The sequence below is a fragment of the Curtobacterium sp. MCPF17_021 genome (assembly GCF_003234605.2).
GTDB classification, from domain to species: domain Bacteria; phylum Actinomycetota; class Actinomycetes; order Actinomycetales; family Microbacteriaceae; genus Curtobacterium; species Curtobacterium flaccumfaciens.
The window spans coordinates 3,575,033-3,590,806 of sequence record NZ_CP126252.1 but is presented as its reverse complement, the minus strand read 5'-3'; the positions used below and the strand labels follow the sequence as shown (position 1 = coordinate 3,590,806).

General features: G+C 68.9%; 15 protein-coding genes. All 15 read left to right on the top strand.

Annotated elements, in window-relative coordinates:
* The first annotated feature begins 54 nt into the window (after window positions 1-54).
* The 15 genes from DEJ29_RS16985 (at window position 55) to DEJ29_RS16915 (ending at window position 15,708) form a co-directional block, all read left to right on the top strand.
* Entirely contained in the window at window positions 55-1,398 is a 1,344-nt protein-coding gene (locus DEJ29_RS16985; protein WP_111094812.1) for a carboxypeptidase-like regulatory domain-containing protein, read from the top strand.
* The gene (locus tag DEJ29_RS16980; RefSeq protein WP_111094813.1) at window positions 1,398-2,051 is read left to right on the top strand and encodes a PilW family protein; all 654 of its coding nucleotides are present in this window, start codon (window positions 1,398-1,400) and stop codon (window positions 2,049-2,051) included. Before DEJ29_RS16985 ends, DEJ29_RS16980 begins: the two co-directional genes overlap by 1 nt.
* Complete coding sequence (locus tag DEJ29_RS16975; RefSeq protein ID WP_146248318.1) at window positions 2,048-3,916, top strand: hypothetical protein; 1,869 nt, start codon at window positions 2,048-2,050, stop codon at window positions 3,914-3,916. Before DEJ29_RS16980 ends, DEJ29_RS16975 begins: the two co-directional genes overlap by 4 nt.
* The gene (locus DEJ29_RS16970) at window positions 3,913-4,776 is read left to right on the top strand and encodes a prepilin peptidase (RefSeq protein ID WP_502866883.1); all 864 of its coding nucleotides are present in this window, start codon (window positions 3,913-3,915) and stop codon (window positions 4,774-4,776) included. Before DEJ29_RS16975 ends, DEJ29_RS16970 begins: the two co-directional genes overlap by 4 nt.
* A gap of 59 nt (window positions 4,777-4,835) precedes the next feature.
* Window positions 4,836-5,888, top strand: coding sequence for a type IV pilus assembly protein PilM (pilM, locus tag DEJ29_RS16965; protein WP_111094815.1), 1,053 nt, complete (start codon window positions 4,836-4,838; stop codon window positions 5,886-5,888).
* A complete protein-coding gene (locus tag DEJ29_RS16960; RefSeq protein WP_111094816.1) occupies window positions 5,885-6,661 on the top strand; it encodes a PilN family protein in 777 nt (258 codons plus the stop codon). Before pilM ends, DEJ29_RS16960 begins: the two co-directional genes overlap by 4 nt.
* A gap of 1 nt (window position 6,662) precedes the next feature.
* Window positions 6,663-7,397 carry a hypothetical protein gene (locus DEJ29_RS16955; protein WP_111094817.1) on the top strand — a complete coding sequence of 245 codons (735 nt, stop codon included), beginning with the start codon at window positions 6,663-6,665 and terminating at the stop codon, window positions 7,395-7,397.
* Window positions 7,398-7,558: 161 nt separating this feature from the next.
* Window positions 7,559-8,158, top strand: a complete 600-nt coding sequence (locus DEJ29_RS16950) for a CBU_0592 family membrane protein (protein WP_502866882.1) — start codon at window positions 7,559-7,561, stop codon at window positions 8,156-8,158.
* Window positions 8,159-8,185: 27 nt separating this feature from the next.
* Window positions 8,186-8,701 carry a DUF6121 family protein gene (locus DEJ29_RS16945; protein ID WP_111094819.1) on the top strand — a complete coding sequence of 172 codons (516 nt, stop codon included), beginning with the start codon at window positions 8,186-8,188 and terminating at the stop codon, window positions 8,699-8,701.
* A 37-nt stretch (window positions 8,702-8,738) separates the two neighbouring features.
* Window positions 8,739-9,944 carry a hypothetical protein gene (locus DEJ29_RS16940; protein WP_111094820.1) on the top strand — a complete coding sequence of 402 codons (1,206 nt, stop codon included), beginning with the start codon at window positions 8,739-8,741 and terminating at the stop codon, window positions 9,942-9,944.
* Between the two features lie 228 nt (window positions 9,945-10,172).
* On the top strand, window positions 10,173-10,541 hold the full coding sequence (gene rpsL / locus DEJ29_RS16935) for a 30S ribosomal protein S12 (protein ID WP_017885540.1): 369 nt from the start codon (window positions 10,173-10,175) through the stop codon (window positions 10,539-10,541).
* Between the two features lie 5 nt (window positions 10,542-10,546).
* Window positions 10,547-11,017, top strand: a complete 471-nt coding sequence (rpsG, locus tag DEJ29_RS16930) for a 30S ribosomal protein S7 (RefSeq protein ID WP_017885539.1) — start codon at window positions 10,547-10,549, stop codon at window positions 11,015-11,017.
* Window positions 11,018-11,104: 87 nt separating this feature from the next.
* Window positions 11,105-13,222, top strand: a complete 2,118-nt coding sequence (gene fusA, locus DEJ29_RS16925) for an elongation factor G (protein ID WP_027466735.1) — start codon at window positions 11,105-11,107, stop codon at window positions 13,220-13,222.
* Window positions 13,223-13,369: 147 nt separating this feature from the next.
* The gene (gene tuf / locus DEJ29_RS16920; protein ID WP_027466734.1) at window positions 13,370-14,557 is read left to right on the top strand and encodes an elongation factor Tu; all 1,188 of its coding nucleotides are present in this window, start codon (window positions 13,370-13,372) and stop codon (window positions 14,555-14,557) included.
* 173 nt (window positions 14,558-14,730) lie between these two features.
* Window positions 14,731-15,708, top strand: coding sequence for a DNA topoisomerase IB (locus tag DEJ29_RS16915; RefSeq protein ID WP_027466733.1), 978 nt, complete (start codon window positions 14,731-14,733; stop codon window positions 15,706-15,708).
* Window positions 15,709-15,774: the final 66 nt, after the last annotated feature.

The following is a 15,774-nucleotide window of genomic DNA, read 5'->3' as shown; positions in this document are numbered from 1 at the left end:
CCTGTGGGTCACCGTCCGCCCTGATGTACTTCCACTCCATCCAGAAGGGACGCCATGATCTCGCGCATCGCCGAGCGACTGCGTTCCGCACGTGAGAGCGAGGAAGGCTTCACGATCATCGAGGTGATGGTCGCGATGACTATCTTCGCCCTGATCGCCGCCGGGATCGCCGCGGGCATCGCCGCCTCGCTGGTGCTGTCGAAGGACACCCGTGCTCGAGAGGTCGCGTCGACGATCGCGATGGAGGACATCGACGACCTCCGGGACACCCCGAGCATCTTCAACGTGAAGAGCGGCACCGCCACCAAGCAGGTCGGCAACCAGGTCTTCGACCTGACCCGTAAGGTCTCGTGGACCCGGTCGTCCGGCGCGGCCACCGCCTGCGGCACGGGCGACGGCAGCCTGTCGTACAAGGCCGTGACGGTCACGGTTCGTTGGAGAACCAGCGCTGCAGCGTCCGGGACCCAGCAAGTCGAGATGTCGAGCGCCATCGCTCCACTCACGAACATCAACTCGGACACCACGGGCTCGATCCTCGTCGGCGTGACGAACGCGAACGGTATCGGCGTCTCCGGGATCGTGCCGACCGTGAGCGGTGGCCCCGCCGGGGTCACGTTCCCGGCGACGGACGCGGAGGGCTGCACCTACGTGGCCGGTGTTCCGCCGGGGACCTACAAGGTGTCGGTCGCCCGCACCGGGTACATCGACTCGACCCAACAGCCGAGTCCGTCGTCGCAGTCGGTGACGGTGTCGGTCGGGAGCTCCGGTGCCGCTGCCTTCACCTTCGACAAGGTGACGACCTACTCGTTCAAGTACGTGACCTCGCCGGCGTCGTCCGCGATTCTGCCGACGAACCTGCCCTTGTCGATCACCAACGGGACGTCGGGCACGACCGTGTTGGACCCCGCCCCGACGAGCGCGGCCCTGTTCCCGTTCCCCTCGGGGTACCAGGCGGTGGCCGGGTTGTACTCCGCTGACGTGTCGTCCGACGCCGCAGCGACCTGCCTGGGCCCGGAACCAGGTGCCTGGACGACCGCCAACAAGGCCGGCAAGAAGGGGACGGCGACGGAGTTCAAGGACGCGACCGGGCCGATCCCGATCAGCATGGGCGCGATCACGCTCGCCAAGCCTGACAAGGCGCTCTTCATCACCGCGAAGACCACCACAGCCGTGAACGGCGATCCCGGCTGCGCGAAGGGGATGACCCTGAGCTTCCCGAAGCCGACGTCGGACAGCATGACGATCGCCCTGCCGTGGGGAACCTGGAAGCTGTTCACGGGCGGCACCGCGGGCGCGGCGACGACGCCGCTCGCGCTCACCGCCACCAACACCGCGATGGTCAGCAACGGTGCCGTCACCGGTGGCGTCGTCCTCGTCGACCCGAGGCCGGCCAGCTGATGCGCGCGCTCCTCCGTCGTCTGCGTGGCGACCAACGCGGGATCACGCTCGTGGAGCTCCTCGTCGCCATGCTCGTGACGTCGTTGCTGCTCACCCTGGTCGGGAGCTTCTTCGTGTCGATCTCGAAGGCGCAGCGCACGGTGTCCTCGGTCAACGACAGCACCCGACAGGGAACCACGTCGATGACGCAGCTCAGCCGGTACCTGCGTGAGGCCTCGCGGTGGCAGGTGAGCAAGACGGTCAGTGCGCCCGCGTTCGTGAGCGCCACGGGCAGGAGCGTGCAGTTCTACTCGGGTGTCGACCTGTCGAGCGCACGGGCCGGGCTCACCAAGGTGACGGTCGACGTCGTGTCGAACCGGCTGCGCATGCAGCTGCAGCGGGGCGACTGCCCGGCCGGCGGGTACTGCACGTTCACCGGCGCCACCCGGACGCTGTGGCTCGCCGACGTGATCCGGGCAGGCACGCTCTTCTCGTACGTCGACGCGGACAACGGACCCGTGTCCGCGCCGGCGAATGCCACCTACGACACGATCCGGTCCGTCCGCGTGGCACTGACCGTGGGGTCGACGGGCGGCGTGACCGTCAACGACAGCACGTTCCAGGCCACCATCAACCTGCGCAACCTCGACTACGGCGCAGCCACGGAGTCATGATGCTCATCCGGATCCTCCGAGGCCTGCGCGCCCGAGACGACGAACGCGGGGTCGCCCTCGCGGCCGTCATCGGGATCGGTGCAGTGCTCATGATCGTGCTGTCCCTCGTCGTCGCCACCGCGACGAGCGGTGCGACGAAAGCGACGACCGACACGAACTACAACAAGGCGATCGCGGCCGCGTACGCGGGGCTCTCCGACTACCAGGGCCGCCTCGCAGCCGACAACGCCTACGTCAAGTACGGCGTGCGCACCGCGTTCTCGTCGACGAGCACCTACACGGCAGATCCGGCGAACAAGGCCTTCGGCACCGCGAAGGACGGGTCCTGGGCGAACGTGGTCGGGAGCACCGACCAGTCCTACCGGTACGAGGTCGACAACTCCGACTACTCGACGACCGGCAAGGTCCGCCTGCGCGTGACGGGGAAGGCCGGTGCCACGACGAGGACCATCGTCGTGGACCTCCGCGGCGACGGCTTCGTCAACTACCTGTACTTCACGAACTACGAGTCCCAGGACCCGAGCCTGACGAACGCCGGCTGCGTCTCGAACCACCGCAACGACGACGACTGGAGCTCCAGCAGCAGCTGTGAAGCCGTCACGTTCGCCAGCGGTGACGTCCTCGACGGGCCGGTCCGGTCGAACGACGTCATCACCGCCTGCGGAGCGACGTTCAACTCGAGCGTGCAGGACACGGGGCCCGCCGACTTCTTCTACACGAGCAAGGCGACGACCATCGACTCCGCCTGCCGCTCGTCCACGAAGTTCATCGGCGGGAAGATCAAGAACGTCGGGACGCTCCCCATGCCGAGCACCAACGCGAACATGAAGCAGGAGGCACGGACCGACATCCCCGAGAAGGTGGCGAAGCCCGGGTGCCTCTACACCGGTCCGACGTCCATCACCTTCCTCGCGGGGGGCAAGATGCGCGTGGTCTCACCGTGGACCATCTCCACACAGGTCAAGGGCAACGCCAACGGCAGCGCCATCGCACCGGGCCCGGGGAACGACGCCCTGTGCGGCTCGGTCGCTGCCCTCCGGGGAACCGGTGCCGTCGTCCCCACCCTGCCCGCGAACCTGGTCTACGTGCAGAGCGTGCCGTCGACGGTCGGTGACCCGAACTACTGGGCGTCCAGCGTCACACCGTCCGGCACGGTCAACGGGACCGTGAACGCGGGTTCGCCGGTCTACTGCCAGCAGACGGTCAAGTCGGGGACCTCGACGAGTTCGGACTACGGCAACGGCCTGGGGTACCCGCTCAACGGCGAGTTCACCGGAACGCGCGGGGATGCCGGGTACTACGGGTGCCGCAGCGGTGATGCCTTCGTGTCCGGATCCTTCGGCGGACAGATGACCCTCGCCGCGGAGAACTTCCTGTACGTCACCGGGAACATCGTCTACCAGAACGGCCGGACCTCCGACGACATGCTCGGGCTCGTCGGGCAGAAGGCGGTCTCCGTCTACAACCCCGTGTCGTGCTCGAGCTACTCCGGCTGGTCGAACACGGTCTGCAACACGGGCAGCAGCTCCTACTCGACGAACACGGCGCCGACCAAGAACATCGAGATCGACGCGGCCATCGCCAGCAACCTCGGCACGTTCAACGTCCAGAACAGCCAGTACGGGTCGAACCTCGGCATCCTCACGATCTACGGATCGATCGCCCAGCAGTTCCGCGGCTCGGTCCGCACCTCGTACGGCAACGGCCTGCTGACGGGGTACGCGAAGGCGTACTCGTACGACAGCAGACTCAAGTCCTCGGCCCCGCCCAAGTTCCTGCAGCCCGTGTCGACGACGTACGGCGTGACGACCGAGACCGAGTCGGCCACGGCCTTCCGCGCCGACGGCACCCCGACGGGGAAGTGACCGTGGCTTCCTTCGCCTCGGTGGCGCCCCTCGTCGCCGCGCTGGTCGGTGTGCTCGGTCTCGCGATCGGGTCGTTCCTGAACGTCGTCGTGTACCGGGTGCCCGCGGGCATGTCCGTCGTCGCGCCGGCCAGCTCCTGCCCCGGATGCAGTCACGCGATCCGAGGTCGCGACAACGTGCCCGTGATCTCCTGGCTCGTCCTGCGCGCCCGGTGCCGCGACTGCGGCGCGCCCATCTCGGCCCGGTACCCGCTCGTCGAAGCCGCCACGGGCCTCCTGTTCGTCGCGGTGACGCTGCTCTCGGTCCTCGCACCGTGGTCGCCGCTGGCGGCGCCGGACGGCGTCCCCGGAACGATCCACGCTGCGATCCTGCTCGTCGCACTCCTGTACCTGATGGCGATCAGCATCTCGTTGACGCTCATCGACCTCGACACCCACACGTTGCCGAACCGGATCGTGCTGCCGGCCTACGTCGTGCTGCCCGTGCTCCTGCTGGCGGCGTCGGCGGTGTCCGGCGACTGGGGCGCCGCGCTCCGGGGGCTCATCGGCCTGGTCGTCCTCGGCGGCGTCTACCTCGTGCTCGCGCTGGCGGTGCCCGGCGGGATGGGGCTCGGCGACGTGAAGCTCGCCGGCGTGCTCGGCCTCGTGCTGGCGTACCTCGGATGGGGACCCCTCGCAGTGGGTTCTTTCGCGGCGTTCCTGCTCGGAGGTACCTTCGCAGTCGTCCTCCTGGTCGTGCGCCGGGCGGGCCGTCGCAGCGGGATCCCGTTCGGCCCCTGGATGCTCGCGGGTGCCTGGCTCGGCATCGCCGTCGGTGCCCCCGCATGGGACGGCTACCTGCGCCTCCTCGGACTCGCCTGACGCCTCGTCGCGCGCTGACCCACCAGACCGACCCGAAGACGGTCACGGAAGGACCACCCATGTCGAAGAGCATCGTGGGCGTCGACATCGGCGCCGCCGCGATCCGTGCTGTCGAGGTCCAGGACGCCGACAAGCCGAGACCGACGATCCTGCGGTTCGCCGAGGTGCCCGTGCCCCCGGGCGCGACGAAGCAGGGGGAGGTGCTCGAGCCGAACACCGTCGCGGGTGCGCTCCGACAGCTCTGGTCGCTCGGGCGCTTCCGCTCGAAGGACGTCGTGCTCGGCATGGGCAACCAGCGAGTGCTGTCTCGCGACCTGACGGTCCCGAAGGCCCCCATCGCGCAGATCCGTGAATCGTTGCCCTTCCAGGTGCAGGACATGCTCCCGGTGCCCGTGGGCGACGCCATCCTCGACTTCTACCCGACCAGCGAGGAGACGGGTGAGAACGGCCCCACCGTGAGCGGTCTCCTCGTCGCCGCGGTGAAGGACGCCGTGCTCGCCAACGTCCGCGCGGTGCAGAACGCCGGGCTCAAGCCGGTCGGTGTCGACCTCATCCCGTTCGCCCTGGCACGTGTCCTCGCGCCGGCGAACCGGTCGGGCACCGTGGCCATCGTCGAGTGCGGCGGCAACACAACGACCGTCGTCATCGTCACCGACGGCGTCCCGAAGTTCGTCCGTATCGTGCCGACCGGCGGCGATGACATCACGCGGCTCCTCGCCGGCCGGCTGACGATCGACGAGGGAGCGGCCGAAGCCGTCAAGCGCCACCTGGGCATGGATCCGGAGCGGGCGCGGACCGGCGACGACGCGCTCGCGGTCGCGGCGGTCCGCGAGACGATGGGCGAACTGCTCTCGAGTCTCCGCAACACCGTCAACTACTTCGTCAACACGCACCCTGCCGAGCCCGTGGGCGAGATCCTGCTCTGCGGCGCTGCAGCTGCGCTCCCCGGTTTCGCAACAGCGCTCTCGGAGTTCACCCGGACGCCCGTCCGGTTCGGGGCGCCGTTCGCCAACGTCGCGCTCGCGAAGTCCATCCGAGTCGAGGACCTGCACGCCCACGGCGCATCGATCGCGGTGGCATGGGGACTCGCCGCGGGAGGGAAGGCAGCATGAGCCAGTCGACCAAGTCGAAGCCCTCGCGCTCTGGGCGGAGTCGCCGTCGAGGAGCAGCGCCCGACCCGGCCCTGCGTGTCGCCGCCGAAACCGCGGAGCGCGTCAAGCGCCAGCGTCGGACCACCCCCAGCGAGATCGTCGTCGGGGGCCGCCCCAGCGTCGACCTCCTGCCCACCGAGGTCCTCGCCGACCGACGCAGCAGCCGTGTCGTCCGTCGGATGTGGGCGGGTGTCGTCCTCGTGGCGATCGTGGTCGGGATCGCGACCGCCGGAGCCAGCCTCCTGTCCAGCCAGGCGCACGACGACCTAACCCACGCGCAGGACGAGACCCTGTCGCTCCTGCAGCAGCAGGCGAACTACCGCGAGGTCCGGGACACGGAGGCCGGTACCGCGCTGCGTGAAGCCGCGCAGTCGGTCGGCGGGGCCACGGAGATCGCCTGGCAGCCGTACCTCGCTTCGCTGAAGGCGTCGCTCCCGGCGGGAGTCGAGATCACCGGCGTCGCGATCGACTCGGCCACGCCGCTGGAGACCTACGCGCAGGCCGACACCCCGCTCCAGGGGCAGAGGGTCGCGACCCTGACCATCGACGCGCAGAGCCCGACGCTGCCGTCCGTTCCGTCGTGGCTCGATGCCGTCAAGGGGCTCAAGGGATTCGTCGACGCGACCGCGAACTCGGTCACGCTCGACCCGACGACGGCCACGTACACGGTGAACATGACGATCCACGTCGACCAGGCCGCCTTCGACGGCAAGTACCAGGACAAGGGCGAGTGAGATGACCCGCAACCGACTCAACATGCTCCTCGCCGTCGTGGCGATGGTCGTGGTGGCACTCGCCGGGTTCTTCCTCGGCGTGCAGCCACATCTCGCACAGGCCGCGAGTGACCGTACCGACCAGGTGTCGGTGGACGCGACGAACCGGACGACGGCGGCGGAACTCGCCCGGCTCAAGGACCGCGCGAAATCCCTGCCGGCGATGAAGGCGGAACTCGCGGAGCTCACCACCTCGGTGCCGTCGAGTGCGAACATGTCCTCCTTCTACGGTGCTGTCGACAGCGTCGCGGCCCGGGTGGGTGTGAAGGTGTCCGCGATCACGACGTCGGACGCTGTGGCGTACACCGCTCCCGTCGCAGCCTCGACTGCCGCGGGCACCGAGGACTCGTCGGCCTCCGCGACGGACGAGGCGACGGATGAGGCGCCGGACGAGGCGACGCCCGAGCCGACCGCGGCATCCACCGGCGCCGCGACGGCGCCCGTGACCGACCCGGCGATCTCGGCCGCGAACTTCTCGGCCATCCCCGTCTCCGTGTCGGTCGACGGGTCGTTCGACCAGGCCCTGTCCTTCGTCGGGGGCATGCAGGACGGCGCTCGACTCTTCCTGGTCACCACGGTGTCGTCCTCCATCTCGCAGGACTCGACCGACCCGGCCGCGGCGGCTGCGACGACGTGGACGTTCGGTGGCTACGTGTACGTCCTGACCGCCGATTCGGACACAGCGGCGAAGGGCTGACCCGACCCCCACGGACTGGGGTCGGCCGCGCCACGCCGACCCCACTTCCGCGACACCCGTCGTTGTGATTACGATGCACCAGACGCCGTGATCGCGGCTGCTCATCCCCGCTCGAACGGTCGGCTCGAACCGGCCGTTCCTCGTCGTGCCCGGAGTCGCGCGTGTTGGTCGGAATCGTGGAATTCCTGGGTTGGTTCGGCGCAGTAACCGTTCTAGCCGGTTACATCTTGTTCTCCACCGGCAAGATCCCGAACGGCCCGCTCTACCAGCTGTTCAACCTCGTCGGCGGGCTCGCGGTGGCCATCAACGTCGCCGCGCACCACGCCGTCCCCTCGACCATCGTCAACGGGATCTGGGCGATCGTCGCCGTCGTCGTCCTGGTGAAGATGGGCCGAGCGCGCCGCGCGGCGAAGCGCGACGGACCCGTGTCCAGCGAGCCGCCGGTCCTGCACGCCGAGCCGGCCGCGACCACCGGGGTCCTGCCGGTCATCGGCCCGGCGCTGCGTGACCACGAGCCGGAGGACACCGCCGAGGCGGACGCCGCCACGGGCCTCCAGTCCGACGTCCCGACGGCCGCGACGGACGAGACGTCCGCGACGATGCCGGATTCCGCGCCCGCGCCCGCCCCCATGACGGAGACCGTCCCGATCATCACGGCGACGATCGCGCTCGCCCTGGTCGCCGCAGCGCAGGAGCAGTCCGACCGGGCGGACCGTCGCGAGCACGCGCACGACACGGACCACGCCGAACCCGCTCGCTGACCAGCCGGTCGGCGATACGATCGGCGCATGTCCCGGTGGTTGATCGCGACGATGACGTCCGTCCTCTTCATCGCGCTCGTGATCGCCGTCACGGGCTTCGAAGCCCTGCTCGCCGACGTCGAGGTCATCTCGCAGCCCGACGCCACCCCGTACCTCGGGCCCGCGATGGTGGTCGGTGGCGCGGTGGTGGTCTTCCTCGCGACCGCGGCCGGCGTGCACGACGGCAACCCCGGGGTCACCGCGCTGGTGGCCGCGGCGACGGTCTACCTGGTCATGCTCGGCGTCGGAGCCGTGGGCTACGCGCTCGTCCGCTCGGACGCGACGGAGCTCCTCGTCTTCCCCGCGGGGTACGCCCTCGGGCCGTTCGTGGTCGGGTCCGTCGTGGTGGCGCTCCTGTCGGTGCTCGGCGGGATCACGATGGCTCGCCACCAGGCACGGACCAGGGGCGGCGCGGGCGCGGTCGGGGCGGCGCGTCCGGACGGGCCTGACGAGCGCTCCGGGCCGAACCGGACGAACGCGGGCGAGGAACCCGCCGGACGGTAGTGTTCGCAGGGCACGACGCACACGCAACGGGGGAACGATGAGCGACCAGCACGCGCAGGATCCGGACCAGCAGGGCGGCTGGGGTGTCGTCCCGCCGGTGGACTCGATCCGTGGAACCGACGGAACGTCCGGGGCAACGGCCCAGGGGTTCGGTCCGGGTCCCGGCGCAGGAGCCCCCGGGATGCCCGGGGTGCCCGCTCCGGCGCCCCAGCGTCCTCGCCGGAAGCTCCGCCGCGGCCAGCTCATCGGCATCATCTCGGGCGGCACGGCAGTCGTCCTGCTGCTCGTCGCCGGTGTCGTCGGGTACTCGGTCGGTTCCTCCTCGCACTCGGCGGACCGCCCGGTGCGGGCGTTCCTCGACGACCTGACGGCCGGACGCGTGGCCGACGCCCTCGACGACGCGGGCATCGAACGCGAGAAGATCGACGTGCTGCTCGGCGAAGCCGCCTACGCGAAGGCATCGGACAAGGTCACCGGCTACCGCGTCGCCGCGACGCGCACGGACGGCGACACCGCGACGGTCCGCGCGTACCTGCGCCAGGGCGGGCAGGACGTCGCTGCGACCTTCACGCTGGACAAGACCGGGACGGACTGGGGTGTGTTCCCGATCTGGGAGCTGCAGGCCCCCGAGCTCGGGTCGGTCGCCGTCGCCGTGCGGGGGCCGTCCGGTGCGGCGGTCACCGTCGCCGGCCGGAACGTGAAGACCGCGAAGGACGGCACGGTGAGTCTCCGCGCGCTGCCCGGCACGTACGACGTCGCCTTCGACGGCGGCAAGTGGACCACGGCCCGTGGGGGATCGGCGAGCGTCAGCGGGTTCGGGCGGTCGACCTCGACCCCGGTCCAGATGACCACGACCCTGACCACCGCCGGGCAGCAGGCCGCCAAGCGGGCGGTGGACGACTGGGTGGACGGCTGCATCGCCTCCACCGACGCCGCCCCCGCCGGGTGCAGTTTCTACGCGTACGGGCAGAACCCGGCGTACACGTACTCGAACCAGAAGTGGACGCTCGAGACGCGGCCGACGGTCCGGGTCGGCAGCTGGACGACGAACGGCTGGTTGATCACGACGACGGCACCCGGCCGGGCGAAGTACACGGCCGACATCTCGGGGGCTGCCGGCACCGGAACGGCCTCCGCGGGGCCGCTCAACGTGAACGCGAGCGGGTACGTCACGGGCTTCTCGAGCGACGGCGCCACGTTCCGCTCGGCAGTGGGCAACGGGTCGTCCGACACCGGCTCATGACGGTGTCGGTTCCCGGGGTGACCCGGATTGATTTCGTCCCGTTACGCGGGTAGTCTCTACCGGGTGTGCGCCCTCGGGCGCGCCCGAAAAGTCCGGCGAGCGGGATCGCCCAGCCGGACCACTCCGTCCCCCACTCGAACACCCGCCGTCCGGCGGTGCTCAGCGTGGGACGAGGAAGCCGGCGGAACGCGCCGGCCAGAGAGCACGAGCGAAGAACCAGGAGAACAGTTGCCTACTATTCAGCAGCTGGTTCGCAAGGGTCGTACGCCGAAGGTCACCAAGACCAAGGCGCCCGCCCTGAAGGCGAACCCCCAGCAGCGTGGTGTGTGCACCCGCGTCTACACCACCACCCCCAAGAAGCCGAACTCGGCACTGCGCAAGGTCGCTCGTGTCAAGCTCTCGAACGGCACCGAGGTCACGGCCTACATCCCGGGTGAGGGCCACAACCTCCAGGAGCACTCGATGGTGCTCGTCCGCGGCGGTCGTGTGAAGGACCTCCCGGGTGTGCGGTACAAGATCATCCGAGGCGCCCTGGACACCCAGGCAGTCAAGAACCGTAAGCAGGCTCGTAGCCGCTACGGCGCGAAGAAGGGTTGAGTTAGATGCCTCGTAAGGGTCCCGCCCCCAAGCGTCCCGTCGTCGCCGACCCGGTCTACGGTGCGCCGATCGTCAGCCAGCTCGTCAACAAGATCCTGCTCGACGGCAAGAAGGGCCTCGCCGAGCGCATCGTCTACGGTGCACTCGAGGGCGTTTCCGCCAAGAACCAGCAGGATGCCGTCGTGACGCTGAAGAAGGCGCTCGACAACGTCCGTCCGACCCTCGAGGTCCGTAGCCGCCGCGTCGGTGGCTCGACCTACCAGGTCCCGGTTGAGGTCAAGCCGCACCGCGCGAACACCCTCGCGCTCCGTTGGCTCACCTCGTACGCCAAGGCCCGTCGCGAGAAGACGATGACCGAGCGTCTCATGAACGAGATCCTCGACGCGTCGAACGGTCTCGGTGCCGCGGTCAAGCGCCGCGAGGACACGCACAAGATGGCCGAGTCGAACAAGGCCTTCGCCCACTACCGCTGGTAGTCCCGGCACCGTCCGGGTGCCGGTGGTCAAGAACCCCGGCGCCCGGACGGCCGCCAACCTCTCCTACAACTCTTCCGGAGGAACCCTGTGGCACAGGACGTGCTCACCGACCTGAACAAGGTCCGCAACATCGGCATCATGGCGCACATCGATGCCGGCAAGACCACGACGACCGAGCGCATCCTGTTCTACACGGGCATCACGCACAAGATCGGTGAGGTCCACGACGGCGCTGCCACGATGGACTGGATGGCGCAGGAGCAGGAGCGCGGCATCACGATCACGTCGGCCGCGACGACCTGCTTCTGGGACAACAACCAGATCAACATCATCGACACCCCCGGTCACGTGGACTTCACGGTCGAGGTGGAGCGTTCGCTCCGCGTCCTCGACGGTGCGGTCGCCGTCTTCGACGGCAAGGAGGGCGTCGAGCCCCAGTCCGAGACCGTCTGGCGTCAGGCCGACAAGTACGACGTCCCGCGCATCTGCTTCGTCAACAAGATGGACAAGCTGGGCGCCGACTTCTACTACACCGTCGACACCATCGTGAACCGCCTCGGCGCGGAGCCCCTCGTGCTCCAGCTGCCGATCGGTTCCGAGAGCTCGTTCGAAGGCGTCGTCGACCTCGTCCAGATGCGTGCACTCACCTGGCGCGGCGACGCCAAGGGTGACGTCGCGATGGGCGCGAAGTACGAGATCGAAGAGATCCCGGCCGACCTGCAGGACCGCGCCGCCGAGTACCGCGAGAAGCTCATCGAGCGCGTGGCCGAGGCGGACGACGTCCTCATGGAGCGCTACCTCGAGGGCGACACCGACTTCTCGGTCGCCGAGATCAAGGCAGCCATCCGTGCCCTCACGGTGAGCAGCACGCTCTACCCGGTCCTCTGCGGTTCCGCGTTCAAGAACCGTGGTGTCCAGCCGATGCTCGACGCCGTCATCGACTACCTCCCGTCCCCGCTCGACGTGCCGCCGATGATCGGCCACGACGTCAAGGACGAGGAGAAGGAGATCATCCGCAAGCCCGACGCGTCGGAGCCGTTCTCGGCGCTCGCGTTCAAGGTCGCGGTGCACCCGTTCTTCGGTCGTCTGACCTACGTGCGCGTCTACTCCGGCTCGATCGAGTCCGGTGCCCAGGTCATCAACTCGACCAAGGGTAAGAAGGAGCGCATCGGCAAGATCTTCCAGATGCACTCCAACAAGGAGAACCCGGTCGCCAACGTGACCGCTGGCCACATCTACGCGGTCATCGGCCTCAAGGACACCACCACCGGTGACACCCTGTGCGACCCGACCAACCAGGTCGTCCTCGAGTCGATGACCTTCCCGGAGCCGGTCATCGAGGTCGCCATCGAGCCGAACACGAAGGCTGACCAGGAGAAGCTCTCCACGGCCATCCAGAAGCTCGCCGAAGAGGACCCGACGTTCCGCGTCGAGCTCAACGCCGAGACCGGTCAGACGACGATCAAGGGCATGGGCGAGCTCCACCTCGACATCCTCGTCGACCGCATGAAGCGTGAGTTCCACGTCGAGGCGAGCGTCGGCAAGCCCCAGGTGGCCTACCGCGAGACGCTCACCAAGATCGTCGAGCGCTACGACTACACCCACAAGAAGCAGACCGGTGGTTCCGGCCAGTTCGCGAAGGTGCAGATCGCGCTCGAGCCGATGGAGGTCACGAGCGAGAAGGTCTACGAGTTCGTCAACGCGACCTCCGGTGGCCGTGTCCCGCGCGAGTACATCCCGTCGGTCGACGCCGGTATCCAGGACGCCATGCAGGTCGGCATCCTCGCGGGCTACCCGACGGTCGGCGTGAAGGCCATCCTCAAGGACGGCGCGGCGCACGACGTCGACTCGTCCGAGATGGCGTTCAAGATCGCCGGCTCGATCGCCTACAAGGAAGCGGCTCGCAAGGCCGGTCCGGCGATCCTCGAGCCGATCATGGCCGTCGAGGTCCGTACTCCTGAGGAGTACATGGGCGACGTCATCGGTGACCTGAACTCCCGTCGTGGCCAGATCGCCTCGATGGAGGACGCCTCGGGCGTCAAGGTGGTCCGCGCGAGCGTGCCGCTGTCCGAGATGTTCGGCTACGTCGGCGACCTGCGGTCGAAGACCTCTGGTCGTGCGGTCTACTCGATGACCTTCGAGACCTACAGCCAGGTCCCGGCCAAGGTCGCCGAGGAGATCATCGCGAAGAACGCGGGGGAGTAGCGCTCAGCGCTTCTCCACAGGCGGGGGCGCCCGGCGACGGGCCCCTCGCCACCAAGTAAAGTACAGACACACACCGCGCACCAACGGTCCCGAGCCCATCCAGGGCCGGCCGGGGGTGACGCTTCCGAGTCCTGAGGAGGACCCACAGTGGCCAAGGCCAAGTTCGAGCGCACCAAGCCGCACGTCAACATCGGAACCATCGGTCACGTCGACCACGGCAAGACCACGCTCACGGCGGCGATCACCAAGGTTCTGCACGACCAGTACCCGGACCTCAACGAGGCCCGCGACTTCGCGCAGATCGACAACGCTCCCGAGGAGCGCCAGCGCGGCATCACGATCAACATCTCGCACGTCGAGTACCAGACCGAGAAGCGTCACTACGCGCACGTCGACGCCCCCGGTCACGCCGACTACGTGAAGAACATGATCACGGGTGCGGCACAGATGGACGGCGCGATCCTCGTGGTCGCCGCCACCGACGGCCCGATGCCCCAGACGCGTGAGCACGTCCTGCTCGCCCGCCAGGTCGGCGTCCCCTACATCGTCGTCGCACTGAACAAGTCCGACATGGTGGACGACGAGGAGATCCTGGAGCTCGTCGAGCTCGAGGTCCGCGAGCTCCTCGGCTCGCAGCAGTTCGACGAGGACGCCCCCGTCGTGCAGGTCTCGGCGCTCAAGGCGCTCGAGGGCGACGAGAAGTGGGTCAAGTCGGTCCAGGACCTCATGGCCCAGGTCGACGAGCACGTGCCGGACCCGGTGCGCGCCACCGACCAGCCGTTCCTGATGCCGATCGAGGACGTCTTCACGATCACCGGTCGTGGCACGGTCGTCACCGGTCGCGTCGAGCGTGGCACGCTCAACCTGAACGCCGAGGTCGAGATCGTCGGCATCCGCGCGACGCAGAAGACCACCGTCACGGGCATCGAGATGTTCCGCAAGCTGCTCGACCAGGCGGTCGCCGGTGACAACACCGGTCTGCTCATCCGTGGCCTCAAGCGCGAGGACGTGGAGCGCGGCCAGGTCGTCGTGAAGCCCGGTTCGGTCACGCCGCACACCGAGTTCCAGGCGAACGCGTACATCCTGACCAAGGACGAGGGTGGGCGTCACAACCCGTTCTACGCGAACTACCGCCCGCAGTTCTACTTCCGCACCACGGACGTCACCGGCGTCATCACGCTGCCCGAGGGCACCGAGATGGTCATGCCCGGTGACACCGTCGCCATGACGGTCGAGCTGATCCAGCCGATCGCCATGGAAGAGGGCCTCCGTTTCGCCATCCGTGAGGGTGGTCGTACGGTCGGTGCCGGTACGGTCGAGAAGATCATCAAGTAACTCCGGTTCCTTGCGACAGCGGGGTCGGGCCTTCGGGGCCGGCCCCGCTTCGTCGTACGGCGCCACTGGCGGGCCGTACAGGGCGCCGGACAGGAGGCCCGGGGCGGGGCCCGCCACGGGCCTCCTGTCCGCCCCGTGACCCGTCACAGGCGTCACGGAGTTGGCTCGATCGCGTGACCCGTCTCCGCAGATCCGCGACCTCCGGTCGCGGCTACCACCGCGTCCGTTCCGGACGCGGTTTCTCGTTCCGCGATCCCGACGGCAACACCGTGACGGACCCGGACGAACGCCGTCGGCTCGAGGAGTTCGTGATCCCGCCGGCGTGGGACGACGTCTGGATCTCCCCGTACGAGAACGGCCACATCCTGGCGACGGGCACGGACGGTGCGGGGCGCCGCCAGTACATGTACCACCCGTCCTGGCGTGAACGGATGGACCGGATCAAGTACGACCGTGCGCTGGCACTGGCCGAGTCGTTGCCGGTCGCCCGCCGCGGTGTCACGCAGGACCTCCGTCGCCCCGAGCCGGACCGCCGCCGTGCGCTGGCCGCAGCGTTCCGCATGCTCGATCAGGGGTCCCTCCGGGTCGGGTCCGAGCGGTACGCCACCGAGCACGGCAGTCGGGGGCTGTCCACGCTGCTGTGCGCGCACGCCCATGTGTCGGGCGACGACATCGAGCTCGACTTCCCCGGCAAGAGCGGGCAGGAGTGGTCGTCGTCGATCCACGACCACGACCTCGCGCGGGTCATCGCCGGCATGAAGCGTCGCGGGCCCAACGCGCGGTTGCTCTCGTTCCGCGAGCGTCGCGGTGCGGAGTGGGAGCCGCTCTCCGCCGAGGACATCAACGCCTACGTGAAGGAACGTGCGGGCGACGAGTTCACCGCGAAGGACTTCCGGACCCTGCACGGCACGGTCGCGGCCGCGGTCGACCTGGCGAAGACCGGACCGCAGTCGTCCCAGGCCAAGCGGAAGAAGGCCGTCTCGCACGCGGTGAAGGCCGCCAGCGACGAGCTCGGCAACACCCCGACGGTGTGCCGACAGAGCTACATCGACCCCCGGTTGCTCGACGCGTACGACCACGGGGAGACCATCGATCCGAACCGCCTGGCGTCCGCCGAGGCCGAGGTCCGGGCGCTGCTCTACCGACAATGACCCGGGGGCCGTCCGGATGACGTAGCGTTGGTCGACGTGCCGGACCACCCCCACACGGCACGGAAG

What these genes read in the sequence shown, in the direction of transcription:
- DEJ29_RS16980 (WP_111094813.1), top strand. Translation starts at nt 1,398, where the DNA reads ATGCGCGCGCTCCTCCGTCGTCTGCGTGGCGACCAACGCGGGATCACG.
- rpsG (WP_017885539.1), top strand. Translation starts at nt 10,547, where the DNA reads ATGCCTCGTAAGGGTCCCGCCCCCAAGCGTCCCGTCGTCGCCGACCCG.
- DEJ29_RS16945 (WP_111094819.1), top strand. Translation starts at nt 8,186, where the DNA reads ATGTCCCGGTGGTTGATCGCGACGATGACGTCCGTCCTCTTCATCGCG.
- DEJ29_RS16985 (WP_111094812.1), top strand. Translation starts at nt 55, where the DNA reads ATGATCTCGCGCATCGCCGAGCGACTGCGTTCCGCACGTGAGAGCGAG.
- DEJ29_RS16940 (WP_111094820.1), top strand. Translation starts at nt 8,739, where the DNA reads ATGAGCGACCAGCACGCGCAGGATCCGGACCAGCAGGGCGGCTGGGGT.
- pilM (WP_111094815.1), top strand. Translation starts at nt 4,836, where the DNA reads ATGTCGAAGAGCATCGTGGGCGTCGACATCGGCGCCGCCGCGATCCGT.
- DEJ29_RS16960 (WP_111094816.1), top strand. Translation starts at nt 5,885, where the DNA reads ATGAGCCAGTCGACCAAGTCGAAGCCCTCGCGCTCTGGGCGGAGTCGC.
- DEJ29_RS16955 (WP_111094817.1), top strand. Translation starts at nt 6,663, where the DNA reads ATGACCCGCAACCGACTCAACATGCTCCTCGCCGTCGTGGCGATGGTC.
- DEJ29_RS16975 (WP_146248318.1), top strand. Translation starts at nt 2,048, where the DNA reads ATGATGCTCATCCGGATCCTCCGAGGCCTGCGCGCCCGAGACGACGAA.